Consider the following 23,472-nt stretch of genomic DNA (forward strand, 5'->3'; position numbering starts at 1 on the left):
CAGCAACGGAAACGGCGGCGGCGACGGATAAAACGCCTTCCGCGCCAGATGCAGCATCACCGCACTGTCCTTCCCAACACTGTACAACATCACGGGCTTCACAGCATCCGCCAATACCTCCCGCATAATGTGAAGGCTCTCCGCCTCCAATCGGTCCAAATGCGTCAATGTGTCCGTCATGCCCCGCCCTTGCCGTCCCCCCGGGCCGTGCGCAAACTGTATGGCCTTTCGCCCATGCAAGCCAGACTTGTGGGGCGGCGGATTACAGGGCGACATCGACCTTTGCCCGGCGCCACTCCGCGGCAATCGCGCCGATCGTTTCGTGCGCATGGGCGAGGCGCGGTTCGATCTCGGGCAGCGCCGTCCACGCCGGATCGGACAGAAGCCCCAGTTCGCGGCGGAAATCATAGCCCGCGACCTTCAGCGGAACGATGCCCTCGATCGCGAGCGACACCGGCGCGGTCGTGATGCCGATCCCGGCGGCGACCATGCGCAGGCAGCGCTCGTCGCTCTCGCTGCGCAAGGCGAAGCGCGGACGCACGCCATGTCGCGTGAAAAAGCGGCTCGTCGCATCGAGAAATTCGCACGAACGGCGCGCGATCATCGTTTCGGCGGCCAGTTCCTCCGGTCTGACCTCGATCCGCCCCGCGAGCGGATGATCGGCCGCGACGAACATCGCCAGCGGCTCGTCGTAAAGCGGCAGCACATGACCGCCGTGCTCGCCCGGACGGAGCGGCGCGAGCGCCATGTTGATCCGCCCGCTGCCGAGCGCGGCGCGGAGGTCGGATTCGCTCCCCTCGCTGAGTTCGATCGCGAAACCGGGGCGGAGCGCGGCGGCGATCGCCTGCAGCAGTTCGCCGGGCACCGAGCGGATCACCCCGAGCCTGAGTTCGCTCGCTTGCCGGTCGGCGTCGTGCCCGAAACTGTCGGCGGTGCGGAAGCCGCGTTCGAGGTCGCGCGCGATCGGAAGAAAGCGCCCGCCCGCCTCGGTCAGCCGGATCTGGCGGCGATTGCGAATGAAGAGCGGCGTGCCGACCAGCTTTTCGAGTTCGGCGATCCCCGTCGACAGCGCGGGTTGGGTGACGCGGATGCGCAGCGCGGCCCGTGTGAAGCTGCCCGCATCGACGACAGCGAGGAAGTGGCGGATGTGGGCGCGCTTTATCATAAATTTTCTTTATGCAAAATCCGCTCTCGTTTCAATTTCCATATGTCCCGATATTGATGCAGTATCGCGCTCCGTCCCGCTCCCGATCGATAGGACTCTCATGCGCGCCACCCCCGATTTCGACTTCGCGCTCGGCGAAACCGCCGACATGATCCGCGAAACCACCGCCCGCTTCGCCGACGAGCAGATCGCGCCGCTCGCCGCGAAAGCAGATGCGGAAGACTGGTTCCCGCGCGACGAACTGTGGACGCAGATGGGTGCGCTCGGCCTGCACGGCATCACCGTCGAGGAAGAATATGGCGGCCTCGGTCTCGGCTATCTCGAGCATGTCATCGCGGTCGAGGAAGTGAGCCGCGCCAGCGCCGCGATCGGCCTCTCCTATGGCGCGCACTCGAACCTCTGCGTCAACCAGATCCGCCGCTGGGGCAATAATGAGCAGAAGGCGAAATATCTCCCCAAGCTGATCAGCGGCGAACATGTCGGCAGTCTTGCGATGTCGGAAGCCGGCGCGGGCAGCGATGTCGTGTCGATGAAGCTCAAGGCCGACAAGGTGCAGGGCGGCTATGTTCTCAACGGAACGAAATTCTGGATCACCAACGCCACTTACGCCGACACGCTGGTCGTCTACGCGAAGACCAGCCCCGAGGCCGGGTCGCGAGGGATCACCGCCTTCCTGATCGAAAAGGACATGCCGGGCTTCGCAATCGGGCAGAAGATCGACAAGGTCGGCATGCGCGGCTCGCCGACCGCCGAGCTTGTGTTCACCGATTGCGAGGTTTCCGAAGAGCAGGTCATGGGTCCTGAAAACGGCGGCGTCGGCGTGCTGATGTCGGGGCTCGATTATGAACGCGTCGTGCTCGCCGGGCTCCAGCTCGGGATCATGCAGGCGTGCCTCGATACGGTCATTCCCTATGTTCGCGAGCGCAAGCAGTTCGGCAAGCCGATCGGGTCGTTCCAGCTCATGCAGGCGAAGGTCGCCGACATGTATGTCATGCTCCAGTCGGCGCGCTCCTATGTCTACAATGTCGCCAAGGCGTGCGACGCCGGGCAGACGACGCGATTCGACGCCGCGGGCGCGATCCTGCTCGCGAGCGAGAATGCGGTGAAGGTTGCGGGTGAGGCGATCCAGGCGCTCGGTGGCGCGGGTTACACGAAAGACTGGCCGGTCGAGCGTTACTGGCGCGACGCCAAGCTGCTCGACATCGGCGCGGGGACGAACGAGATTCGCCGCATGCTGATCGGCCGCGAACTGATCGGCGCCGGCGCGTGATCTGGCTCTGGCTGTCGGCCGCCTTCATGGCGGCGACGGCGCTGGTTCACGGCTTTCTGGGTGAGCGCCGATTGATCCAGCCGCTGATGGCGCTCGATCAGGGCGTGATGGGCGCCGATCTGGCGCGCAAGGTGTTTCGCCTCGCCTGGCACGCGCTGTCGCTGCTGATGCTGGTGTCGGCAGTTTCGGTCGTCTGGACGGGGACGCCGCGCGGGTTGATCCTGCTGATCGGTGCCGCGTGGACCGCGACCGGGCTGTTCGACGCGGCCTACACGCGCGGCAAGCATATCGGCTGGCCCTTTCTGACGGCCTCGGGCCTGTTCGCGCTGCTGGGCGCGCTGTGAACCAGACGCTCCTCGACGCGCTGCAATATTATGGCGCCGCCGCGGCAACGATCGCAGCGTTGCTCGTCTCGCTCAACCTCGGCGAGAGATGGAACGGCTGGGCGTTCGTGATCTTCGTGACGAGCAGCCTTGCGCTGATCGGCTGGGGTTTCCTGCAACCCGACAGCGAGGGCATCGGCTGGCAGAATGTTGCGCTGCTCTGCATCAACTGCGTCGGCGTCTACAGCCACCTGATCCGCAAGAAGCCCGCTGCGAAGCAGGCCTCCGATGATTAGCGTCATTGCGAGCGACGCGAAGCAATCCAGAGCGGTTGACGCTCGCTCTGGATTGCTTCGCGGCTTTGCCGCTCGCAATGACGGGGTTGGCTTAGCCCCAGACGCGCACGCGCTTGTCGGGTGCAAGGTAGAGCTTGTCGCCTTCCTTGATATCGAACGCCTTGTACCAGGCGTCGAGGTTGCGGACGGTGAGCGCGCGGTACATCCCCGGCGCGTGGCCGTCGGTCGCGATGCGCGCGCGCAGCGCCTCGTCGCGCATCTTGGTCGCCCAGGTCTGCGCATAAGCGATGAAGAAGCGCTGGTCGCCGGTGAAGCCGTCGATCACCGGCGCGGTCTTGCCGCCAAGCGAGGCATGATAGGCGTCGTAAGCGGCCTGCAATCCCGCGACGTCGGCGATATTCTCGCCCAGCGTCAGCTTGCCGTTGACCGCCAGATCGGGGAACGGCTTGTAAGTGTCGAACTGCGCGGCGAGCGCCGAGCCCGCCTCCTCGAACTTCTTGAGGTCGGCCGCCGTCCACCAGTTGCGCAGCGCCCCGGTCGAATCGAACGCCGCGCCATTATTGTCGAAGCTGTGGCTGATCTCGTGGCCGATGACGGCCCCGACCGCGCCGTAATTATAGGCGGGGTCGGCGGCAGCGTTGAAGAAAGGCGGCTGCAGGATCGCGGCGGGGAAGTTCAGCGCATTCTGCACCGGCAGATTGACCGCGTTGACCGTCTGCGGGGTCATCCACCATTCGCCCTTGTCCATCGGCTTGCCGATCTTCGCGAGCTGGTGGGCATATTCGGCTTTGTCGCCAGCGACCTCGTTGGCATAGGCGTTGTCGGCGCTGACCGTATAGCTTCCGTAGTCGCGCCACGTCTCGGGATAGCCGACGCCGACGACGATCGTTTCGACCTTCCTGATCGCTTCCTTCTTGGTTTCGGGGGCCATCCAGTCGATCGCGCCAACGCGCTTCGCGAACGCGGCCTTGATCCCCTTCACCATGTCGCCGACCTCGGCCTTCGCCGAGGCGGGGAAATATTTCTCGGCATAGACGCGGCCGACCGCATCGCCGAGATAGGTGTTCAGCGCGTCGAGCGCGCGCTTGTCGCGACTGCGCTGCTCCGGTGTGCCCGAAAGCGTCGTGCCGTAAAAGGCGAAGTGCGCACTATCGAGGGCGGTCGGCAGCACGTCGGTGTGACTGTTGATCTGGTGGAACGTCAGCCAGTCCTTCCACGCATCGAGCGGCTCCGACGCCACAAGCGCCGACAGGCCGGTGATCGCCTTCGCATGGTAGGCGCCGAACTTGGTCGCCTTGTCGAGGCCGGCGGCTGCCAGATAGGCGTCCCAGTCGATGCCCGGGGCCTTCGCGGCGAAATCAGCCTTGCTCCACACGCCCGCCGACTTGGCGAAATCCTCGCTCTCGGCGCGATTGGCATGAGCCTTCGCGATCTTGACCTCGAGGTCGTAGATGCGCTTCGCCTTCGCTTCGGCGTCGGGCTGGCCCGCGGCGGTCAGCAGCTTGGCGATATAGGCCTGATATTGGGTACGAATCGTCGCCATCTTCGGATCGGCCGACAGATAATATTCACGCTCGGGCAGGCCGAGGCCGCCCTGCAGCACATAGGGGATGACCTCGCCGGGGGTGGCGAGCCCCTGCGTCACGAAGATGCCGAACAGGTTCTCGGTGTTGAAATCGGTCGCGTTCAGCGGATCGACATCGGCGCGGGTCTGTTCGCCGAGGACCTTCGACAGCCCGGCCTTGTCGGTGATCGCGGCGAAGCGCGCGAGATCGGCCTCGACCGGCTTCATCCCCGCGGCGTCGATCGCCTTGGTGTTCGTGAAGGCGTTGTAGAAGGCGGCGATGCGGCCGTCGTCGGTCTTGGGATCGCCGCCGCTCTTGACGATCGCGTCGACCAGCTCGCGGGTGCGCTTCTCGGTTTCGAGGAAGGCGATGTAGAACGCGCCGATCGAGGAGCGGTCCGCCGGAATCGCGGTCACCTTCTGCCAGTTGCCGTTGGCATAGGCGTAGAAATCGTCGCCGGGCTTCACGCTCGTATCCATCGCATCCTTGCTGATGCCGAGTTCGGTTCCGACGGTGTAAGTGGCTGCGGCCTTGTCATCGCCCTTCGAGCAGGCGACGGGACCCGCGATAATCGCGGCAGTGGACAGCAGGATGGCGAAAGCAGCTTTTTTCATGAGACAGACCTTGTTTTCCAGAGGGCAGGCAGCGGGCATAGGCCTGTGACGAACTGGTTTCAATGCCAACCAATTTCGGCGTGCGGTCCTTGTCCGTCGACGAGCGGCGGGGTAATCCCGCACCACTTCATCGGGAGAGTTTGAGACGTGAGCGCACCTGTTCTGGGCACGATGGTCAATGCGGACAGCGACGCGTTCCGCGCCAATGCTGCGCACAATCGCGGTCTGCGAGACGAGTTGTACGCCCGGGTCGCCGAGGCGGCGCTCGGCGGCAACGCAAAGTCGCGCGAGCGGCACACGAGCCGGGGCAAGCTGTTGCCGCGCGAGCGCGTCGAGCGGCTGCTCGATCCGGGCTCGCCCTTTCTCGAAATCGGTCAGCTCGCTGCGGGCGACATGTATGAGGGCGAGGTGCCGGGTGCCGGGATGATCGCGGGTATCGGCCGCGTGTCCGGGCGGCAGGCGATGATCGTCTGCAACGACGCGACCGTGAAGGGCGGCACCTATTACCCGATGACGGTGAAGAAGCATCTTCGCGCGCAGGAGATTGCCGAGGCGAACCGCCTGCCCTGCCTCTACCTCGTCGACAGCGGCGGCGCGAACCTGCCGCATCAGGATCAGGTCTTTCCCGACCGCGACCATTTCGGGCGCATCTTCTTCAATCAGGCGAACATGTCGGCAAAGCGCATCCCGCAGATTGCCTGCGTGATGGGGAGTTGCACCGCGGGCGGCGCCTATGTGCCCGCGATGAGCGATGAGACCGTCATCGTCCGCAATCAGGGCACCATCTTCCTCGCCGGTCCGCCGCTGGTGAAGGCGGCGACGGGCGAGGAGATCAGCGCCGAGGATCTGGGCGGCGGCGACCTGCACGGGAAGAAATCGGGCGTCGTCGATCATCTCGCCGAGAATGACGAGCATGCGCTGACGATCGTGCGCGACATCGTTTCGACCTTCGGTGTCGACGATGGCTTCGACGTTGCGATGAAAGACCCGCGGCCGCCGAAATATGACGCCGAGGAGCTCTACGGCATCATCCCGCAGGACGTGCGCGCGCCCTATGACGTGCACGAGGTCATCGCGCGCATCGTCGACGGCAGCGAGTTTCACGAGTTCAAGGCGAATTACGGCAGCACGCTCGTCTGCGGCTTCGCGCATATCTGGGGCATTCCGGTCGCGATCCTCGCGAACAACGGCGTGCTGTTCAGCGAGTCTGCGGTCAAGGGCGCGCATTTCATCGAGCTCGCGCAGCAGCGCCGCATTCCCCTGCTCTTCCTCCAGAACATCAGCGGCTTCATGGTCGGCGGCAAATATGAGGCCGAGGGGATCGCCAAGCATGGCGCCAAGCTGGTGACCGCGGTCGCAACCGCGACGGTGCCGAAGATCACCGTGCTGATCGGGGGCAGCTTCGGCGCGGGCAACTACGGCATGTGCGGGCGCGCTTACTCGCCCCGTTTCCTCTTCACCTGGCCCAATGCGCGGATCAGCGTGATGGGCGGCGAGCAGGCGGCGAGCGTGCTCGCGACTGTCCACCGCGATGCCGACAAATGGACGGCGGAAGAAGCCGAAGCCTTCAAGGCGCCGATCCGCCAGAAGTACGAGGATGAAGGCAACCCCTATCACGCCACCGCGCGCCTCTGGGACGATGGCATCATCGACCCGGCGCAGACGCGCGACGTGCTGGGGCTGGCCTTTTCCGCAACGCTGAACGCCCCGGTCGAGGATCGCGGGTTTGGCGTGTTCAGGATGTAAGTGCCGTGGTCCAGCCATCGACATTCACTCGCCGCCTCGTCCTCGCGTTTTCGGGACTGATGCTGTTTGCCGCGGCAGGAGCAGAAGCCAGATCCCCGGGTTTCGAGCCCGCCATGCTCACCATCAGCACCGCCGACGGCCGCAGTCGCGAAGTCCGTGTGCAGAGCGAGCGGCAGCTCCGCGATGCGCTCCGGCTTTGCTTCGGCAAGGCGCAGTGCGAGGATATCAGCATCGAAACCTGCGACCGCTGCTCCCTGCAAGCCGAGGCGACCTATGGCGGTTATCTGATCCATTCGCGGCTCGGGCCGCCGGGACCGTTATACGAATTGCGCGACAAGCGGCGCGGGCGGCGCGGAAGCAAGGTCTTCGGCCTGCAGGATGTGAAGACGATCTTCGTCGATTATCTGACGGGACGCGAAACCATTCCCCTCGACCGGCGCGACACGGGTGAAATTTGAAAGGCGACGTGAAATTTCCATGATCCAGTCCCTCCTCATCGCCAACCGCGGCGAAATTGCCTGCCGTATCATCCGTACCGCGCGCGAGATGGGCATCCGGACCATTGCGGTCTATTCGGACGCCGACGCCAGGGCGCTGCATGTGCGCGAGGCCGACGAGGCGGTGCATATCGGGCCGTCGCCGGCGCGCGAATCCTATCTGATCGGTGAGAAGATCATCGCGGCCGCCAAAGCGACCGGGGCCGAGGCGATCCACCCTGGCTACGGTTTTCTGTCCGAGAATGCCGAGTTCGCGCAGGCGGTTGCCGATGCCGGGCTCGTGTGGGTCGGGCCCAAGCCATCATCGATCACCGCGATGGGCCTCAAGGACGCCGCCAAGAAGCTGATGGCCGAGGCCGGGGTGCCGGTGACGCCGGGCTATATGGGCGAAAATCAGGACCCGGCTTTCCTTGCCGAGCAGGCCTCGCAAATCGGTTATCCCGTACTGATCAAGGCGGTCGCGGGCGGCGGCGGCAAGGGGATGCGCAAGGTGGATAGCCCGGCCGACTTCGCCGACGCGCTCGCCTCGTGCCAGCGTGAGGCGGCGGCGTCGTTCGGCAACGACCATGTGCTGATCGAGAAATATATCCTGACCCCGCGCCATATCGAGGTGCAGGTGTTCGGCGACACCCACGGCAACGTCGTCCACCTGTTCGAGCGCGACTGCTCGCTGCAGCGCCGCCACCAGAAGGTGATCGAGGAGGCCCCCGCCCCCGGCATGGACGAAGCGACGCGCGCCGAACTCTGTGCCGCTGCGGTGCGCGCCGCGAAGGCGGTCGACTATGTCGGCGCGGGCACGATCGAGTTCATCGCCGACGCCAGCGAGGGCCTGCGCGCCGATCGCATCTGGTTCATGGAAATGAACACGCGGCTGCAAGTCGAGCATCCTGTGACCGAGGAAATTACCGGGGTCGATCTGGTCGAATGGCAGCTCCGCGTCGCGAGCGGCGAGCCGATCCCGCTGTCGCAGGACGAACTCGCGATCAACGGCTGGGCGATGGAAGCGCGACTCTATGCCGAAGACCCGGCGAAGGGTTTCCTGCCGAGCATCGGCACGCTCGAACTCTTCCAGCTTCCCGAACATCTCGGCCGTATCGACACCGGCGTTTATGAAGGCGCCGAGGTTTCGCCTTTCTATGACCCAATGATCGCCAAAGTCATCGCCTATGGCGAGGATCGCGAGGAAGCGCGCGAAATGCTGTCGGAGATGCTGGAGGACAGCGCGATCTGGCCGGTGAAGACCAACTCGGCTTTCCTGATCGCCGCGCTCGACCATCCCGATTTCGTCGCGGGCACGGTCGACACCGGACTGATCGGCCGTGACGGCGACAGCATGGCTGCCGAACCGATGCCGACCGAAGCCGCGCTGACCAATGCCGCGATGGCGATGGTGCCGCGCGTCCTGCAATCGGGGTTCCGCCTTAATGCGCCCGACGTGCGGACGGCTCCCTTTCTGCTCGACGGCAAGCGCGTCGATGTGAGGTTGCACGGTTCCGGCACCGACGAACCCGCCCCCGCCATGCTCGTCGCCGAAAGCGGCGCAGTCTGGCAGCTCACGCCTTGGCGCGCCGCTGGTGGCACCGGCGGCGCAGCGAGCGACGGTGCGATCCTCTCCCCTATGCCCGGCAAGATCATCGCGGTCGATGTCGCCGCGGGCGACGCGGTGACGAAGGGGCAGAAGCTGCTCACACTCGAAGCGATGAAGATGGAGCATAGCCTGACCGCGCCGTTCGACGGCGTGGTCGCCGAACTCAACGCGGTCGCGGGCGCGCAGGTTCAGGTCGAAGCGCTGCTCGCGAAGATCGAGGCGGCGGAATGAGCCAACTCGTCCTCCGCGAGGCTAGGCGCGCCGACCTTCCCGTCATCCTCGCGATGCTGGCCGAGGACACGATCCCGCCCGCTCGCGAGGCCGATCCATCGGACCCGCGCTATCTTGCCGCCTTCGCGGCGATCGATGGCGATCCAAACCAGCATCTGATCGCGGCCGAACTGGACGGCCGCGTCGTCGGGACGATGCAATTGAGCTTCCTTCCCGGGCTTTCCTTCATCGGAAGCTGGCGCGGGCTGATCGAGGCGGTGCGAATCGCCGCCGACCTGCGCGGGCAAAGGCTCGGCGAGCAGATGATCCTGTGGGCGGTCGAGCAATGCCGCGCGCGCGACTGCAAACTCGTCCAGCTTACATCATCGGCAACGCGCACCGACGCGCATCGCTTCTACGCCCGGCTCGGCTTCGTACAGAGCCATGTCGGCATGAAATTGCATTTGAGGGACTGACCATGGCAGGGAAATATTTCGACGAATGGGCGATCGGCGATACGCTGACGCACGACATCCGGCGCACGGTGACCGAGACCGACAATCTGCTCTTCACGACGATGACGCACAATCCGCAGCCGCTGCATCTCGACATCGAGGCGGCGAAGGCGTCGGAGTTCGGTCAGATCCTGGTCAACGGCACCTTCACCTTCAGCCTGATGGTCGGGCTGTCGGTCGGCGATACGACGCTCGGCACGCTTGTCGCAAACCTCGGCTACGACAAGCTCGTGATGCCAAAGCCGGTGTTCCTCGGCGACACGCTGCGCGCGACGAGCGAGGTGATCGGCCTCAAGGAATCGAAATCGCGGCCGAATGCGGGTATCGTGACCTTCCTGCACCGCTGCATCAACCAGCGCGACGAGATCGTCTGCCAGTGCGAGCGATCGGCGCTGATCCAGAAGAAAGCCGCCTGATGCGCCTCCGTTCGCTCCTCTTCGTCCCAGGCGACCGTCCCGAACGCTTTGCCAAGGCCGCGGCATCGGGCGCCGATGCGATCATCCTCGACCTCGAGGATTCGGTCTCGCCCGCAAACAAGGAGACCGCGCGCACCGCAATCGCCGACTATCTGGCAGGCGAACGCGAGGTCGTCACGCTGGTCCGCGTCAACCCCCTCGACGGGCACATGACTGCCGCCGATGTCGCCGCGATCGTCGGCGGACGTCCCGATGCGATCATGCTGCCGAAAGCCGAAGGCGCCCCGAGCATCCAGCAGCTCGACACGATCCTGCGGAGCGAATCCGCGCGCGATGCGTCGCTGCCGCCGGTCCTGCCGATCGCGACCGAAACGCCCGCGGCGATCTTCACGCTCGGCAGCTATCGCGAGGCAAAGGACCGCCTCGTCGGACTGACCTGGGGTGCGGAGGACCTGCCCGCCGCGATCGGCGCGACGACGAGCCGGACCGAGGATGGCAGCTATACCTCGCCCTATGAGGTCGCGCGCGCCCTGACCCTGTTCGCCGCGCACGGCGCTGGCGTCGCGGCGATCGACACCGTCTTTCCCGCGATCAAGGACGAGTCCGGCCTTGCCGCCTATGCCGCGCGCGCGCGGCGCGACGGCTTCACCGGCATGATGGCGATCCATCCGTCGCAGGTCGAGCCGATCAACGCCGCCTTTACGCCATCGGACGAGGAAGTCGTCCGCGCGCAGGCGATCGTCGATGCCTTCGCGGCCAATCCCGGCGTCGGGGTGCTCCAGGTCGACGGCAAGATGGTCGACGCACCGCACCTCAAGCAGGCGCAGCATATCCTCTCGCTCGCCGATTGATCAGGCGCCGCAGGCGGGACCGCGCAGCCATTTCTGCGTTTCATGGCTGCGGAAGCGGACCATGCCCTGGCTCGTCTGCATGGTGACGACATTGTCGAACTCCATGCTTGTGCGGGTATAGGTCCCGCGAATGGTCGCCTGCAGATTGCCATTCGGATCACCCGCGATCTTGCAGTTGAGATAACCGCTGATTCGCCCGCCGTTCATCTTGAAACTGCCGATGGTGCAGCTCGACTGATGCCCCGGATCGAACAGCTCGACATCGGGTCGGGCCGCGATCTTCTCCGAAATGCAGTCTTCGGGATCGGGATCGTTTTCGAGCAGCGCCTTGAACTGCTTCTCATATTCGGGCGCGATTTCCTCCGGAAAGAGGATTTTCACGACCTCGCGCTTGCTGGTCCAGATGCCGGGCTCGATCGGGTTATCGGCGACCGCTCCTTCACCGCCCGCCATCGCATCCGAACCCCGCGACTGCCACCAGAAGCCACCGGCAAGCGCCGCGATGACCACGGTTACTGCGAGGCCCAGCCATAAGGCCAGGTTCCGCGAGGCAGGGCGCGTTTTTGCTGCGACGGCGGGGGAACCCGGCGCCGGTCCGTCCGTCATGGCCGCGACGATCCGGTTGACCGCCTGCTCCTCGCCCGCGAACCAGTCGCTCCACTGATAATCGGTGAGCCAATAGGCGAGTCCCTGCGCCGGCACGTCTTCCAGCCGCACGGGCAGGATCGGCTTCCTGCCATCCTCACCCAGCATCAGTTCGCGTTTCACATGGCGCGACTGGTCGGACTCGGCAGAAAAAAGCAGGACGATCGCGTCGGAACGCGCGATCTGGTCGACAATGGCCTGATCGAAAGCGGTTCCCGCAGCGATATCGTCGGGGGCAAGCCAGCCGTCGATACCATGATCCGCAAGCATCGCCTTCAACCGCCGCGCGGTCGCGACCTGCGAGCTATGATGACTGATGAAGGCGGAAAGCCGCTTTGGCACGATCGGCGTGGGTCCAGCGTCGGTCATCGACCGCCATCATATGAGCCGAAGCAATGACCGCAAGTAATTATCCGCACTGGCGATTCAGCGTTTGCGGCCAAGCCTCCGCATCCAGTCGCGCCCGCGATGCCAGCTCTTCCTGAGCCCCCGCTCGGTCAGGCTTTCGAACATCGCATCGGGGCTGGTGGGATCAAGGAGCTCGTTCTCGGCGATGAACTCGTCGAGCGGCCCCGGCGGGACGAGATCGAGCCATGCAAGCGAGCGGCCCGCGCCGCGTAGCCCCTCGATCGTTTCAATGAGCGAGCCGCAGGTCTCGAAGCGTCGTGCGACCTCCTCGGGGCCAACGCCCAGATGTTCTGCAATCAACGATTCGCGCAGGCGCCGGATCGTGGGAACGGCGCCCCGATTGGCGGGCAGCGCGGCGTCGATCGTCACATCGCACTCGCTGTCGAGCCCCATCGAGCGATTGTTGAGATTGGCCGATCCGACGCGGATCAGCCGATCATCGAGGATCGCGGTCTTCGCGTGGACATAAATAGGTTCACCCCCCTCGGTGTGCGGATAATAGACTTTCAGCCGATCGCCATGCTTCGCTTTCGCAACCGCACGCACCAGTTGCACCCGCGCCGCGTCCATTGCCATCTGTTCGAGCCAGCCATCGGCTGTCTTGGGCATCACCATCACGAATTCGGGGGGATCATCCTCGTTAAGCCGTTCGGCGATCGCCGCGGCGATCTTGCCGCATGTGAAATATTGATTCTCGAGGTAGACGAAGCGCTTCGCCGCCGCGATCATATCGAGATAGAGGCGCTCGATCTCGCGGATTTCGGGATGGCCGTCATATTCGGCGCGCGTGCGCGAAATGGCGACATCGACGCCCTCGAAATCGGGATCGAGATCGTCCGGCCAATTCTCCCCCTTGCGGTTCAGTTCACGTAGCGGCTTTTTCGTTGCGCGCTGCCAGCGCTCGTTGCCGAGGTCGGCAAGCGCGTTGCCGACCGGTCCCGCGAGGATCATCGTGCTGTCGTGCCACGGCATATAGGGCTTGCCGTCGGGCGCGGTACGGTGCGGATCGCCGTCCTTGTGCGCGCGCGTATCCCAGCGGCGCGCGCCGACATCGATGCCGCCGCAGACCGCGAGATGATCGTCGAACACCGCAACCTTCTGATGATGACTGCACCCGACCGGATGCGCGCTGTCGAGGCGGAAGCTGATCGCGCGGGTGATCTTCCAGCGCAGGACCATCGAAACGATGCGCGGCATCGCGAACTGCTTGAGCCCGCCGAAATTCCAGCGGAGAATATCGATATCGCGATCGGGGCAATTCTTTGCAAGGCGGAGCAGATAGTCGCCGAGCGGTTCGCCCTTCCCTTGGCTGTCGGGCTTCAATGCGATGCGCGGGTCGAAATCCCACCCGATGAGAAGGATGCGCTCCTTCGCATCGGCCATCAGCCGTTCGAGCAGCGCATAATAATCGGCGGCATCGACGATCATCCGCACCTTGTCGGCGCGCTCGATCCGCCAGCAGTTGCGGCCCTCGACGACAATCGGTGTCAGTTCGCTCCCCATCGCCGCCAGCACGCATGATGACCGCGATGGTTGCAAGCGCTTTTTGTCAGGCAGCGAAGAACTGCTCCGGCGTCAGTGCCATCATCGCCTCGCTCCCTGCCTCGATCTTGCGGCGCAGCGCACCCGCGTCGGGGATGAAGCGTTCGCCAAAGTGACGCGCGGTTACGATCTTCGCGTCGAGAAAAGCCTTGTCGCCGCGCCCGTCGTCGAGCGCCTTCTGCGCCGCCTCGGCCATGCGCAGCCACATCAGGCCGAGCGCGACGATGCCGGTAATGTGCATATAATGGTGCGCGCCCGCGCCGACATTGTTCGGATTGGTCATGCCGTTTTGCATGAACCACATCGTCGCGGCCTTGAGCTCGCCGTTCGCCTTTTCGAGGCGGCCCGCGAAATCGGCAAAGGCTGGCTTGTCCTTCGCCGCGGCGCATTCGGCGTCGACGATTGCGAAGAAGGCCTGGATCGCGCGGCCGCCGTTCTGGGCGAGCTTGCGCCCGACGAGGTCCATCGCCTGCACGCCGTTCGCGCCTTCATAGATCATGGTGATGCGGGCATCGCGGACATATTGGCTCATGCCCTGTTCCTCGATGTAGCCGTGGCCGCCGAACACCTGCTGCGCGTTCACCGCGACCTCGAACCCCTTGTCGGTGCCATAGCCCTTGATCACCGGGGTGAGCAGGCTGACGAGATCGTCGGCCTGCTGCCGTTCCTCTTCGGTTTCCGCCGCATGCGCGAGATCGACCTGCAGCGCGCCCCATAGGCAGAGCGCGCGCAGCCCCTCGACCACCGCCTTGCCGTCCATCAGCATCCGGCGCACGTCGGGGTGGACGAACAGCGGGTCGGCCTTTTCCTGAGGGTCGGCGGGGCCGGTGAGCGCGCGGCCCTGACGGCGGTCCTGCGCATATTGCACCGCGTTCTGGAACGCGATGTCGGCCTGTCCCAGCCCCTGAATGCCGACGCCGAGGCGCGCGGCGTTCATCATCACGAACATCGCGGCGAGGCCCTTGTTCTCCTCGCCGACCATCCAGCCCTTCGCGCCATCATAGTTCATCACGCAGGTCGCGTTGGCGTGGATGCCCATCTTGTGCTCGATCGACCCGCACGACAGCGTGTTGCGCTCACCGAGCGAGCCATCGTCTTTGACGAGGAACTTGGGCACGATGAACAGCGAGATGCCCTTGACGCTGTCGGGCGCGTCGGGGGTCTTCGCGAGGACGAGGTGGATGATGTTGTCGGTGAGGTCGTGCTCGCCCGACGAAATGAAGATCTTGGTGCCGGTGATCGCATAGCTGCCGTCGCCGTTCGGCACCGCGCGGGTGCGGATGAGGCCGAGGTCGGTGCCGCAATGCGGCTCGGTGAGGTTCATCGTCCCGCCCCATTCGCCCGAAATCATGCGGGGCGCATAGGTCGCCTTCTGTTCCTCCGATCCCTTGACGAGAATCGCGGCAACCGCGGCCTGCGTCAGGCCCGGATACATGGCGAACGCCTGATTGGCGGCCATCCGATATTCCTCGACCGGAAAGCCGACGACGTGCGGCAGCCCCTGCCCGCCGAACTCCTCGGGCTGGGTCAGCAGCGTCCAGCCGGCCTCGCAATAGGCCTTATACGCTTCCTTGAAGCCCTCGGGGGTCGTCACCGAACCATCGTCGTGCCGCGTGCAGCCTTGCTGGTCGCCCGAATAGTTGATCGGAAACAGCACTTCCTCGCAGAACTTGCCTGCTTCGTTCAGCACCGCCTCGACCATGTCGGGCGACGCATTGGCGAAGCCGGGCAGGTTCGCATAGCGCTCGATCCCAAGCACCTCGTTGAGCTGGAACAGCGTATCCTGGACGGGGGCACGATAGGCAGGCATGACTCATCTCTCTGAAAAGCAAGGTGTTGGCAATGTTCTCGCCCGGGGAGGCCGTGAAGCCGAAACTCAGCGCACTTTCTGGCCGGCATCGACCTTTTTCACCGTATCGATGAAACGTGTCAGTTCCTCGACGGCGCTGTCGATGTCGTCGCGCTGACGCTCCAGCAGGCTGATGCGCTGCTGGCACTTCTCGATCGTCACCTGGCGCTGGAGCTTGCGGCCGTCGCCGACGTCGTAAAGGTCGATCATCTCGCGAATGTCGGCAAGGCTGAAACCCGTGCGCTTGGCGCGCAATATCCACGCGAGCCGCGCGCGATCGCGTTTCGAATAGATGCGCGACAACCCCTTGCGCGACGGGCTGATCAACCCCTCGTCCTCATAGAAGCGAAGCGCGCGCGCGGTGACGCCGAATTCGGTCGAAAGGTCGGTGATGCTGAACTGATCGCGTCCGAGATGGTCGGGCGTATCGATATGGGCGTGGCCGTATTCTTCGGTCATGGCGCGAGGATAGTTTCCGTTGACGTGAACGTCAAGGCTGACCGACAAGCGGAAGATGTCCCGTATCAGCCCGCGCAGGGCTGGATAATATTGCCGCGTCCGTCGCGAATCTGCAAGCGTTTCGCATCGGCTTCGGACCAGCTCGCGCGCGGCAGGCGAAGCCCCGACAACGACGCATGTGCGGGGCAGAGGCTGTCGCACTGTGCGGGCAGCCGGCCCGGCAGGCGCAGCTCATCCTCTTCCTCTTGGACGAGCGCTTCGCAGCCCTCGGTGCCCGCGAAGCGCATCCGCCAGCCGGCGTCCTCCTGCCGGATCGTTCCACTTGCCACGCACGAAAGGCTCGGCCCATAGGATGCACTGACCGTGAAGCGCCATTGCCCGGCCCCGTCGGGCACAGCGCACATCGCATCGCGCCCAAGCTCGTGCGCGCGCTCGAACACACCGGTCGGCGGCGCGGTATCGGGGCGGACCACGCCGCGTTCGCGGGCGGCGATTTCGAGCGGATTTCCGGCATCGATTTCGCTACTGGCAGCGTCACTTGCATGCCGGTCACAACCGGCAAGAAAAAGAGGCAGAATCAACCCGAGACCAAGAGCCGCCCAAGATGCCGTTCGTGCTGAGCTTGTCGAAGCACCGTCCTCTTCTTTTTCTTTCTGCCAAAGAAAAGAGCGGCCCTTCGACAAGCTCAGGGCGAACAGGAAAAATGTCGCGCCTCGAGCCTTAGGCATCGTCGTCCAGAAAGGTCAGGCGGCCATCGGTCTCGACACGACGATAAAAGCATGACCGCCGCCCCGTATGGCAAGCCGGCCCCGCAGGCCGGACAATCAACAACAGCGCGTCCTGATCGCAATCGACGCGCATCTCGACGAGCGCCAGCTCATGGCCCGACGTCTCGCCCTTGCGCCACAGCGACCGGCGCGAACGCGACCAGAAATGCGCGAATCCGGTCTGCTGCGTCAGGCGGATCGCGTCTGCGTTCATGTGCGCGACCATCAGCAGCGTGCCGGTATCGGCATCGGTGACGATCGCGGTGACGAGTCCCGCGGCATCGAAGCGCGGCTGGAAGCGGTCGATTTCGTCCTGAGCCTGGTCCATATCCGACGCTTTAGGGCAGGATGCGGGCCGCTGTCACCCCATGTCCGGGCCTGCGTGACAATAGTGTGAAGTTGGGGGGCGACATTTGGAACAAGCCTCCCTATATGCGCGGCAGTCATCGCCCCTCGCTGCCGGATCGACATGCTGACGACCCATCCTTTCGACGACGACAAACTCCGCGAGGAGTGCGGCGTCTTTGGTATTTACGGCGCCGAGAGCGCCGCCGCCGTCGTGGCGCTGGGGCTGCACGCCCTGCAGCACCGCGGACAGGAAGCCGCGGGCATCACCGCCTTCGACGGCAAAGAGTTCCACACGCATCGCGCGATGGGCCATGTCGCGGGCAATTTCGACCGCGACGACATCATGCGCCAGCTCGGCGGCGCCTCGTCGATCGGCCATGTCCGCTATTCGACCACCGGCGAGACGGCGCTGCGCAACGTCCAGCCGCTGTTCGCCGACCTCGCGACCGGCGGCTTCGCCGTCGCGCACAACGGCAATATCTCGAATGCGACGGCGCTGCGCAAGATTCTGGTCCGCCGTGGGTCGATCTTCCAATCGACGAGCGATACCGAGGTGATCATCCACCTCGTCGCGACGTCGAACTACCGCACGCTGATCGACCGCTTCATCGACGCGCTGAAGCAGGTCGAGGGCGCCTATTCGCTGATCTGCCTGACCGCCGAGGGTATGATCGGCTGCCGCGATCCGCTCGGCATTCGCCCGCTCGTGCTCGGCAAGCTCGGCGATGCCCATATCCTGGCGTCCGAAACGGTCGCGCTCGACGTGGTCGGCGCCGAATTCGTGCGGTCGGTCGAACCCGGCGAACTCGTGATCATCCGCGATGGCCAGCTCACCTCGCATCATCCCTTCGCGGAACGCGCGGCGCGGCCGTGCATCTTCGAATATGTCTATTTCTCGCGCCCCGATTCGATCGTCGAAGGGACGAGCGTCTATTCGGTCCGCAAGGCGATCGGCGCCGAGCTCGCGCGCGAAAATCCGGTCGAGGCCGATCTCGTCATCCCGGTTCCCGATTCGGGCACGCCCGCGGCGATCGGCTACGCGCAGGAATCAGGCATTCCCTTCGAGCTCGGGATCATCCGCTCGCACTATGTCGGGCGCACCTTCATCCAGCCCGGCGACAAGGTCCGCCACCTCGGCGTCAAGCTGAAGCACAATGCCAACCGCGCGCTGATCGCCGGCAAGCGGATCGTACTGATCGACGATTCGATCGTGCGCGGCACGACGAGCCTCAAGATCGTGCAGATGATGCGCGATGCCGGCGCGGCCGAGGTGCATATGCGGATCGCGAGCCCGCCGACCCAGCATAGCTGCTTCTACGGCGTCGATACGCCCGAGCGCGCCAAGCTGCTCGCCGCGCAGATGACCGTCGGCCAGATGGCGAATTTCATCAACGCCGACAGCCTGTCCTTTCTGACCATCGACGGCCTCTATCGCGCGCTCGGCGAAGCGAAGCGTAACGATGAAATCCCGCAATATTGCGACGCCTGCTTCACCGGCGACTATCCCACGACGCTGACCGACTTCGACGAGAACAGCATCGACGACCAATTTTCCTTGCTTGCCGAGCGCGTTGTCTGACGGAATGACCATGAAATCTGAAGAACTGGCGGGACAGGTCGCGCTCGTCACCGGCGCGAGCCGCGGCATCGGCGAAGCGATCGCGGAATCGCTCGCGGCGCGCGGCGCGCATGTCGTGATCACCGCGCGCACCGCGGGCGGCCTTGAGGAACTCGAGGATCGCATCCACGCTACGGGCGGCAGCGCGACGATCGCCCCGCTCGACCTCACCGACGGCGACAGCATCGCCCGCCTTGCGAGCGCGATGGCCGAGCGCTGGCAGCAGCTCGACATGCTGGTCCTCAACGCCGCGATGCTCGGGACGCTGACCCCCGTCGCGGCGATCGACGGCAAGGAATTCAACAAGCTGCTGACGCTGAACCTGATCGCGCAGCAGGCGCTGATCGCCAATTTCGATCCACTGCTCCGCCGCGCCGCGAAGGGCCGCCTGCTCGCGCTGTCGAGCGGGGTCGCGCGCGAACCTCGCGCCTATTGGGGCGCCTATGCCGCGTCGAAGGCGGCGCTCGAAGCGCTGGTGACGAGCTATGGCGCCGAAATGCGCAACATCTCGACCGTCCGCACCGCGATCCTCGACCCCGGCGGCACCCGTACCCAGATGCGCGCGCGCGCCTATCCCGGCGAAGATCCGCAGAGCATCAAGGACCCCGAAGCGGTCGGCGAATTTGTCGCGAAGCTGATGGTCGCGGGCTTTGACAGCACGGCGTTTCACGCGCTGCCCAAGGTGATGGTAGACGCTTAACCCGTTCTTCGCATATCTGTGCCAATTGCGGGCATATTCCGCGTGGCGAGGGCACAAGAATGAAGAGCAATATCCTGCGATCGGCGATGGCGGCTGCGGTCGGCATTCTCGTCGCCTTCGCGCTGCTGTGGCTGGCGCAATATGCCGGCAGCGAGATTGCTCCTGCCGAATTTGACGTCGATACGGGTGAAATCCTCATCCCGCTGGGATCGACGATCGCGCTGATCGTCGGCTGGTTCGTCGGGACCTTCGGCGGAGCCTGGCTCGCCATGCGCATCTCGAACGGCGATGGCCCGGGCTGGATCGTCGCGGGCGCGGTCATCGGCGCGGCGATCTACAGCGCCACCGATTTCTCGGATAGCTGGTGGATCATGGCGCTGGGCCTGCTCGTTCCGCTCGTCGCGGCATGGGCCGCGCAGCGGGCGGTGGGCAGCGTCGAGCCCTAGCCGTCGCCCCCGCCGTCGCAGGGGCGACGTGTCTTATTTCGCTTCCCGGTCCACGGCAGCCTGCACAGCCTTGTAAAAGACCTCACGCGCTTTGCCGACGCCTTCGGGATCGGTTGCAGTCGGCCAGTTGCCGTTCGACGCGATCACCAGCTTGCGCTTGGGGTCGATGAAGATGCCCTGCCCGAAAATCCCCTGCGCGGCGAAACTGCCGTCGTCGTTCGTCCACCATTGATAGCCATAGCCGCGACCGGGAAAGTCGATGTCGGCCTGCTTGGTGGTCGCCGACGGCAGCCAGTCGTCGGGCAGTATTTTCTGCCCGCCCGCGATCCCCCCGTTCAGGATGAACTGACCGAAGCGCGCATAATCCTTGAGGCTCGCCGAGATGCAGCAGCCGCTGATCTCGTGCCCCGTCGGCCCGAGCATCCACACGGCATCCCGTTCCATACCGAACGGCTTCCACACCTTTTCGGACATATAGTCCGACAGCGTCTTGCCCGTCGCGCTCGACACGAGAACGCCGATCAGATTGGTCTCGCCGGTCTTGTACACCCACTTCGACCCCGCGGGCGCTTCGCGCGGCAAGGTCTTCATATAGCTGACGGTGATGTCCTCGCCCGCGACCGGCTTTTGCAGGTTGAACTGCGCGACGTCGGACTTCGGATCGGTATAATCCTCATTCCATTTGACGCCGGAGGTCATCGTCAAAAGCTGACGGACGCTGACATCGTCATAAGCCGAACCGCGCAGGCCGGGGATATAGGTGGTAACCTTGTCGTCGAGGCTCTTGATAGAACCGTCCTTCACGGCCGCGCCGACGAGGGTCGAGGTAAAGCTCTTGGCGACCGAAAAGCTGGTCCAGCGGCCCACAGCACCATAGCCGAGCGCATATTTCTCCAGTCTGACCTTGCCGTCCTGGACGATGATCAGCCCGGCGTTGCGTTGCTTCGCCATATACGCATCGACGTCGAGGCCGAGGTCGATCGGCTTGCCCTGCGGCAGCGGATAGACCGGGCCGCCCGCCTTGATCGTATGGACGACGACCTTGGGAACCGTCTCCATCGTGCGGAAGGCGGCGTCGCGTTGATCCTGGGTCCAGAACAGCACATTCAGATCCTTTGGCAGTTGGTCGGTTTTCTGCTGGGTGGTCGCTGGCGCACTGCACCCGCCCGCCGCGGCGCACAGCAGCGCCGCCGCCAAAAATCTTCGCATGTCGCTTCCTCCCCTGTTTTCAGCCCGTTTTTTCCAAAGTGACCTGCGCAACATCGATCCCGCCGCCGCGGAAGCCGCCTTCGCAATATTGCAGATAATAGCGCCAGAGCCGCACGAAACGCTCATCGAAGCCCGCCGGAAGCTTTCCGTCCGCCACCGCCGCATCGAAGCGCTCGCGCCACTGACGCAGGGTCTCGGCATAGTCGCGGCCGAAGCGCCGGACGTCGCGCCATGCAAGACCGCGCTCCTCGGCCAAGGCGCGAAAGCGGCTTTCCGAAATCAGGCACCCGCCTGGGAAAATATAGGCCTGGATGAAATCGGTACCCGCCGCATAGCGCTCGAACAAGGCATCGTTCATCAATATATACTGGATCGCCGCGCGCCCGCCGCGCCGCAGCAGCGTGGAAATCGCATCGAGGTAGGCAGGCCAATAGGCCTGCCCCACCGCCTCGACCATTTCGACGCTGGCGATCGCATCATAGGGACCCTCGGCGTCGCGATAATCGCAAAGCTCGATCCGCGAGCGGCCCGACAGGTCGATCGCGTGCAGCCTCCGATCGGCGATCTCGGCCTGCGCGGGAGACAGGGTGATGCCGGTGTAGATCACGTCGTGCCGTTCGACCGCACGCTCGGCGAGCGCGCCCCAGCCGCAACCGATTTCGAGCAGCCTGCTCCCCGACCTGAGGTCGAGGCGATCGAGGATTGCATCGACCTTCGCTTCCTGCGCCTCTTCGAGCGACTGGCCGGGATCGGCGAACAACGCGCTCGAATAATTCATGCCCCGGTCGAGCCACAGCGCGTAGAAGTCGTTGCCGAGGTCGTAATGGGCGTGGATGTTGCGCCGCGCCCCGGCCCGGCTGTTGCGGTTGAGGAAATGCGCGGCGCGGTGGAACCAGCGAAGCGGCCCGCGCGACCGCCCGACATTGCCCAGCGACTCGCCGTTGCGCATGAACAGATCGAACAGCGGCACCGGATCGGGCGAGGTCCATTCGCCGGCTTCCCAAGCCCGATACCAGCCGACCGATCCCGACAGCGCGAGCCGGACCAGCGCCGCCCAGCTCCGGAGATGGACGACCGCCGTCGGCCCCGTCCCGCGCCCGCCGAGGATGCGAACGCTGCCGTCGGGCAAATGCCCCTCGAGCGTACCATGTGCAAGACCTGTATCGATCCGGTCGAGCTGGCGATGGAACAAACCCGCCGGTGCCAGCGCGATCAGGCGCGCGAGCAGGCCGCCCGAGCGGAAGGCGAGATCTGCGCGCAGCAGCTCCTTGCCGCGGCGGGGACTGACATGCGTGTTCATTATCCTCTTCCTGCCGCAAAAGCTGCATTCTGACAATCAGGCGTCGCGCGCTTTCATGGCGTCACGGATATTAGCGTTTGTGCTTGCTTTGGGAGCCGATGAATCCCGTTCGGACAACGCCCGGAACCCGGCGCGAGTTTCGCCGGAAGCGCATATGGTCATTCGGGATAGCTTGCGGTCTCGGGCGCTTCGACGCGCACCATGAAGCGATCACGCGCCAGCGGCTGCATATAGCGCTGGTCGCGCAATATGATCGCGTCGCCATCGGATTCGGCCACCGGCATGCGCGCCCAGAACAGAAAGGCGCGCGCCGCAGGGTCGCCTTTCACCCAGGTCGCAAGGCGCGGGTCGTCCATCCGGGTCGGTTTGCCCGTGATGTCGAGATTGCCGCCGACACCGGGCGTAAAACGCCCATCGCCGTAACGGTCGGCATCGCGCCAGAAAACGTCCCGTCTCCAGAAGGCCAGCGGCGGCGGGCTGGCGACGACGAGCGGGTTCTTGTGCCCGCTCGCGAGCAAGGCAGCGGTCGCCGTTCGTTCGGCGGCGCCGGTGATCAGGCCGTTGGTAAAGATATAGGCGCAGACCGCGGTGACACCGATCCATGCCGGACGCTGCCAATCGGCGCGACCCTGCCGCTCGCGGCGCAGCGACAGCCAAACCGACACGCCGAGCGCGAGCCATATCCACAGATCAATGATGAACAGCGTATCGCCGTAGAACCAGCGATGACTGAACGGCTCGAGCAGGCGGATGCCGTAATTGTTGAGCCAGTCGAACGCCGGATGACTGAAGCAGCCGAGATAGCAGAGCGCGAGCAGCCAGCCCCGATGCACAGGCAATCGCCTCGCCGGGCGAGTCCCCCGCCGCGCCTGCCAGCGGTCGAACGCGACGAGCAGGCCCCATAGGAGTAGCGGCAGGATCAGCAGCGCGAGCGGCCCATGGGTAATCCCGCGCCGCATCGCGAGCGACTCGATGCCATAGACTGCGCAGCCCGCGTCGATGTCGGGCAGATTGGCGGCAAGGATCAGCGCCGGCATCGCCAGGCCGGTCTTTCGCTTGAGCCCCACTTGGCCCAGAGCGGCACCGGCGAGGCTGTGGGTCAGATTGTCCATGCGGACCTATCCA

The 23,472-nt window shown here is 64.8% G+C and carries 24 protein-coding genes; 12 read left to right on the forward strand and 12 right to left on the reverse strand.

Annotated elements, in window-relative coordinates; all coding sequences use genetic code 11:
• Positions 1 to 180 (reverse strand): phosphoadenosine phosphosulfate reductase family protein (locus ACE3SL_RS12215; RefSeq protein ID WP_374526014.1); only part of this gene is annotated, 180 nt, incomplete at its 3' end.
• An 82-nt stretch (positions 181 to 262) separates the two neighbouring features.
• On the reverse strand, positions 263 to 1,165 hold the full coding sequence (locus tag ACE3SL_RS12220; RefSeq protein ID WP_374526015.1) for a LysR family transcriptional regulator: 903 nt from the start codon (positions 1,163 to 1,165) through the stop codon (positions 263 to 265).
• 100 nt (positions 1,166 to 1,265) lie between these two features.
• On the opposite strand from ACE3SL_RS12220, the gene ACE3SL_RS12225 reads away from it, so the two are divergent.
• Genes ACE3SL_RS12225 through ACE3SL_RS12235 form a run of 3 tightly spaced genes read left to right on the forward strand, consistent with a single transcriptional unit; the run spans position 1,266 to position 3,054 of the window.
• Positions 1,266 to 2,435 carry an isovaleryl-CoA dehydrogenase gene (locus ACE3SL_RS12225; protein ID WP_374526016.1) on the forward strand — a complete coding sequence of 390 codons (1,170 nt, stop codon included), beginning with the start codon at positions 1,266 to 1,268 and terminating at the stop codon, positions 2,433 to 2,435.
• Complete coding sequence (locus ACE3SL_RS12230; protein WP_374526017.1) at positions 2,432 to 2,779, forward strand: hypothetical protein; 348 nt, start codon at positions 2,432 to 2,434, stop codon at positions 2,777 to 2,779. Before ACE3SL_RS12225 ends, ACE3SL_RS12230 begins: the two co-directional genes overlap by 4 nt.
• Positions 2,776 to 3,054 carry a hypothetical protein gene (locus ACE3SL_RS12235; protein ID WP_374526018.1) on the forward strand — a complete coding sequence of 93 codons (279 nt, stop codon included), beginning with the start codon at positions 2,776 to 2,778 and terminating at the stop codon, positions 3,052 to 3,054. The genes ACE3SL_RS12230 and ACE3SL_RS12235 overlap by 4 nt, the downstream gene beginning before the upstream one ends.
• Before the next feature lie 91 nt (positions 3,055 to 3,145).
• Here ACE3SL_RS12235 and ACE3SL_RS12240 read toward each other — a convergent pair whose 3' ends face one another.
• Entirely contained in the window at positions 3,146 to 5,233 is a 2,088-nt protein-coding gene (locus ACE3SL_RS12240) for a M13 family metallopeptidase (protein ID WP_374526019.1), read from the reverse strand.
• Positions 5,234 to 5,380: 147 nt separating this feature from the next.
• Between ACE3SL_RS12240 and ACE3SL_RS12245 the strand changes: the two genes are divergently transcribed.
• Genes ACE3SL_RS12245 through ACE3SL_RS12270 form a run of 6 tightly spaced genes read left to right on the forward strand, consistent with a single transcriptional unit; the run spans position 5,381 to position 11,056 of the window.
• Positions 5,381 to 6,979, forward strand: a complete 1,599-nt coding sequence (locus tag ACE3SL_RS12245; protein WP_374526020.1) for a carboxyl transferase domain-containing protein — start codon at positions 5,381 to 5,383, stop codon at positions 6,977 to 6,979.
• A gap of 59 nt (positions 6,980 to 7,038) precedes the next feature.
• The gene (locus tag ACE3SL_RS12250) at positions 7,039 to 7,437 is read left to right on the forward strand and encodes a hypothetical protein (RefSeq protein ID WP_374526021.1); all 399 of its coding nucleotides are present in this window, start codon (positions 7,039 to 7,041) and stop codon (positions 7,435 to 7,437) included.
• Between the two features lie 19 nt (positions 7,438 to 7,456).
• Positions 7,457 to 9,295, forward strand: a complete 1,839-nt coding sequence (locus tag ACE3SL_RS12255) for a biotin carboxylase N-terminal domain-containing protein (protein ID WP_374526022.1) — start codon at positions 7,457 to 7,459, stop codon at positions 9,293 to 9,295.
• The gene (locus ACE3SL_RS12260) at positions 9,292 to 9,750 is read left to right on the forward strand and encodes a GNAT family N-acetyltransferase (protein ID WP_374526023.1); all 459 of its coding nucleotides are present in this window, start codon (positions 9,292 to 9,294) and stop codon (positions 9,748 to 9,750) included. Before ACE3SL_RS12255 ends, ACE3SL_RS12260 begins: the two co-directional genes overlap by 4 nt.
• Before the next feature lie 2 nt (positions 9,751 to 9,752).
• A complete protein-coding gene (locus ACE3SL_RS12265) occupies positions 9,753 to 10,205 on the forward strand; it encodes a MaoC family dehydratase (RefSeq protein ID WP_374526024.1) in 453 nt (150 codons plus the stop codon).
• A complete protein-coding gene (locus tag ACE3SL_RS12270) occupies positions 10,205 to 11,056 on the forward strand; it encodes a CoA ester lyase (RefSeq protein ID WP_374526025.1) in 852 nt (283 codons plus the stop codon). The genes ACE3SL_RS12265 and ACE3SL_RS12270 overlap by 1 nt, the downstream gene beginning before the upstream one ends.
• Here the strand turns inward: ACE3SL_RS12270 and ACE3SL_RS12275 are convergent, their stop codons facing one another.
• The 6 genes from ACE3SL_RS12275 to hisI all read right to left on the reverse strand — a co-directional run bounded on the left by ACE3SL_RS12275 (position 11,057) and on the right by hisI (position 17,054).
• Positions 11,057 to 12,070 carry a TIR domain-containing protein gene (locus ACE3SL_RS12275; protein ID WP_374526026.1) on the reverse strand — a complete coding sequence of 338 codons (1,014 nt, stop codon included), beginning with the start codon at positions 12,068 to 12,070 and terminating at the stop codon, positions 11,057 to 11,059. It lies immediately after the preceding gene.
• A gap of 57 nt (positions 12,071 to 12,127) precedes the next feature.
• Positions 12,128 to 13,612: a phospholipase D-like domain-containing protein gene (locus ACE3SL_RS12280; protein ID WP_374526027.1), complete on the reverse strand. Its 1,485-nt coding sequence runs from the start codon at positions 13,610 to 13,612 to the stop codon at positions 12,128 to 12,130.
• A 46-nt stretch (positions 13,613 to 13,658) separates the two neighbouring features.
• Positions 13,659 to 15,461, reverse strand: a complete 1,803-nt coding sequence (locus ACE3SL_RS12285; RefSeq protein ID WP_374526028.1) for an acyl-CoA dehydrogenase C-terminal domain-containing protein — start codon at positions 15,459 to 15,461, stop codon at positions 13,659 to 13,661.
• Between the two features lie 66 nt (positions 15,462 to 15,527).
• Entirely contained in the window at positions 15,528 to 15,959 is a 432-nt protein-coding gene (locus ACE3SL_RS12290; RefSeq protein ID WP_374526029.1) for a MerR family DNA-binding transcriptional regulator, read from the reverse strand.
• Positions 15,960 to 16,024: 65 nt separating this feature from the next.
• The gene (locus ACE3SL_RS12295) at positions 16,025 to 16,642 is read right to left on the reverse strand and encodes a hypothetical protein (protein ID WP_374526030.1); all 618 of its coding nucleotides are present in this window, start codon (positions 16,640 to 16,642) and stop codon (positions 16,025 to 16,027) included.
• A 37-nt stretch (positions 16,643 to 16,679) separates the two neighbouring features.
• Positions 16,680 to 17,054: a phosphoribosyl-AMP cyclohydrolase gene (gene hisI, locus ACE3SL_RS12300; protein ID WP_374526031.1), complete on the reverse strand. Its 375-nt coding sequence runs from the start codon at positions 17,052 to 17,054 to the stop codon at positions 16,680 to 16,682.
• A gap of 141 nt (positions 17,055 to 17,195) precedes the next feature.
• Between hisI and purF the strand changes: the two genes are divergently transcribed.
• Genes purF through ACE3SL_RS12315 form a run of 3 tightly spaced genes read left to right on the forward strand, consistent with a single transcriptional unit; the run spans position 17,196 to position 19,838 of the window.
• Positions 17,196 to 18,653, forward strand: a complete 1,458-nt coding sequence (gene purF / locus ACE3SL_RS12305) for an amidophosphoribosyltransferase (RefSeq protein ID WP_374526032.1) — start codon at positions 17,196 to 17,198, stop codon at positions 18,651 to 18,653.
• Between the two features lie 10 nt (positions 18,654 to 18,663).
• Complete coding sequence (locus tag ACE3SL_RS12310) at positions 18,664 to 19,392, forward strand: SDR family NAD(P)-dependent oxidoreductase (protein WP_374526033.1); 729 nt, start codon at positions 18,664 to 18,666, stop codon at positions 19,390 to 19,392.
• 59 nt (positions 19,393 to 19,451) lie between these two features.
• Positions 19,452 to 19,838 carry a hypothetical protein gene (locus ACE3SL_RS12315; RefSeq protein WP_374526034.1) on the forward strand — a complete coding sequence of 129 codons (387 nt, stop codon included), beginning with the start codon at positions 19,452 to 19,454 and terminating at the stop codon, positions 19,836 to 19,838.
• Between the two features lie 33 nt (positions 19,839 to 19,871).
• Here ACE3SL_RS12315 and ACE3SL_RS12320 read toward each other — a convergent pair whose 3' ends face one another.
• The 3 genes from ACE3SL_RS12320 to ACE3SL_RS12330 form a co-directional block, all read right to left on the reverse strand.
• Positions 19,872 to 21,047, reverse strand: coding sequence for a serine hydrolase domain-containing protein (locus ACE3SL_RS12320; RefSeq protein ID WP_374526035.1), 1,176 nt, complete (start codon positions 21,045 to 21,047; stop codon positions 19,872 to 19,874).
• A 19-nt stretch (positions 21,048 to 21,066) separates the two neighbouring features.
• Positions 21,067 to 22,347 (reverse strand): class I SAM-dependent methyltransferase, encoded by a 1,281-nt coding sequence (locus tag ACE3SL_RS12325; protein WP_374526036.1) that lies wholly within the window; start codon positions 22,345 to 22,347, stop codon positions 21,067 to 21,069.
• A gap of 158 nt (positions 22,348 to 22,505) precedes the next feature.
• Positions 22,506 to 23,459 (reverse strand): metal-dependent hydrolase, encoded by a 954-nt coding sequence (locus ACE3SL_RS12330; RefSeq protein ID WP_374526037.1) that lies wholly within the window; start codon positions 23,457 to 23,459, stop codon positions 22,506 to 22,508.
• Positions 23,460 to 23,472 lie beyond the last annotated feature (13 nt).

Origin of the sequence: Sphingopyxis sp. (genome assembly GCF_041916015.1) — a bacterium.
Taxonomy (GTDB): domain Bacteria; phylum Pseudomonadota; class Alphaproteobacteria; order Sphingomonadales; family Sphingomonadaceae; genus Sphingopyxis.

Excerpts from the sequence above, each read along its gene's own strand:
- purF (WP_374526032.1), top strand. The coding sequence starts at position 17,196 with ATGCTGACGACCCATCCTTTCGACGACGACAAACTCCGCGAGGAGTGC.
- hisI (WP_374526031.1), bottom strand. The coding sequence starts at position 17,054 with ATGGACCAGGCTCAGGACGAAATCGACCGCTTCCAGCCGCGCTTCGAT.
- ACE3SL_RS12270 (WP_374526025.1), top strand. The coding sequence starts at position 10,205 with ATGCGCCTCCGTTCGCTCCTCTTCGTCCCAGGCGACCGTCCCGAACGC.
- ACE3SL_RS12220 (WP_374526015.1), bottom strand. The coding sequence starts at position 1,165 with ATGATAAAGCGCGCCCACATCCGCCACTTCCTCGCTGTCGTCGATGCG.
- ACE3SL_RS12225 (WP_374526016.1), top strand. The coding sequence starts at position 1,266 with ATGCGCGCCACCCCCGATTTCGACTTCGCGCTCGGCGAAACCGCCGAC.
- ACE3SL_RS12310 (WP_374526033.1), top strand. The coding sequence starts at position 18,664 with ATGAAATCTGAAGAACTGGCGGGACAGGTCGCGCTCGTCACCGGCGCG.
- ACE3SL_RS12250 (WP_374526021.1), top strand. The coding sequence starts at position 7,039 with ATGCTGTTTGCCGCGGCAGGAGCAGAAGCCAGATCCCCGGGTTTCGAG.
- ACE3SL_RS12280 (WP_374526027.1), bottom strand. The coding sequence starts at position 13,612 with ATGGGGAGCGAACTGACACCGATTGTCGTCGAGGGCCGCAACTGCTGG.
- ACE3SL_RS12285 (WP_374526028.1), bottom strand. The coding sequence starts at position 15,461 with ATGCCTGCCTATCGTGCCCCCGTCCAGGATACGCTGTTCCAGCTCAAC.
- ACE3SL_RS12325 (WP_374526036.1), bottom strand. The coding sequence starts at position 22,347 with ATGAACACGCATGTCAGTCCCCGCCGCGGCAAGGAGCTGCTGCGCGCA.
- ACE3SL_RS12315 (WP_374526034.1), top strand. The coding sequence starts at position 19,452 with ATGAAGAGCAATATCCTGCGATCGGCGATGGCGGCTGCGGTCGGCATT.
- ACE3SL_RS12260 (WP_374526023.1), top strand. The coding sequence starts at position 9,292 with ATGAGCCAACTCGTCCTCCGCGAGGCTAGGCGCGCCGACCTTCCCGTC.
- ACE3SL_RS12275 (WP_374526026.1), bottom strand. The coding sequence starts at position 12,070 with ATGACCGACGCTGGACCCACGCCGATCGTGCCAAAGCGGCTTTCCGCC.
- ACE3SL_RS12240 (WP_374526019.1), bottom strand. The coding sequence starts at position 5,233 with ATGAAAAAAGCTGCTTTCGCCATCCTGCTGTCCACTGCCGCGATTATC.
- ACE3SL_RS12330 (WP_374526037.1), bottom strand. The coding sequence starts at position 23,459 with ATGGACAATCTGACCCACAGCCTCGCCGGTGCCGCTCTGGGCCAAGTG.
- ACE3SL_RS12255 (WP_374526022.1), top strand. The coding sequence starts at position 7,457 with ATGATCCAGTCCCTCCTCATCGCCAACCGCGGCGAAATTGCCTGCCGT.
- ACE3SL_RS12290 (WP_374526029.1), bottom strand. The coding sequence starts at position 15,959 with ATGACCGAAGAATACGGCCACGCCCATATCGATACGCCCGACCATCTC.
- ACE3SL_RS12265 (WP_374526024.1), top strand. The coding sequence starts at position 9,753 with ATGGCAGGGAAATATTTCGACGAATGGGCGATCGGCGATACGCTGACG.
- ACE3SL_RS12320 (WP_374526035.1), bottom strand. The coding sequence starts at position 21,047 with ATGCGAAGATTTTTGGCGGCGGCGCTGCTGTGCGCCGCGGCGGGCGGG.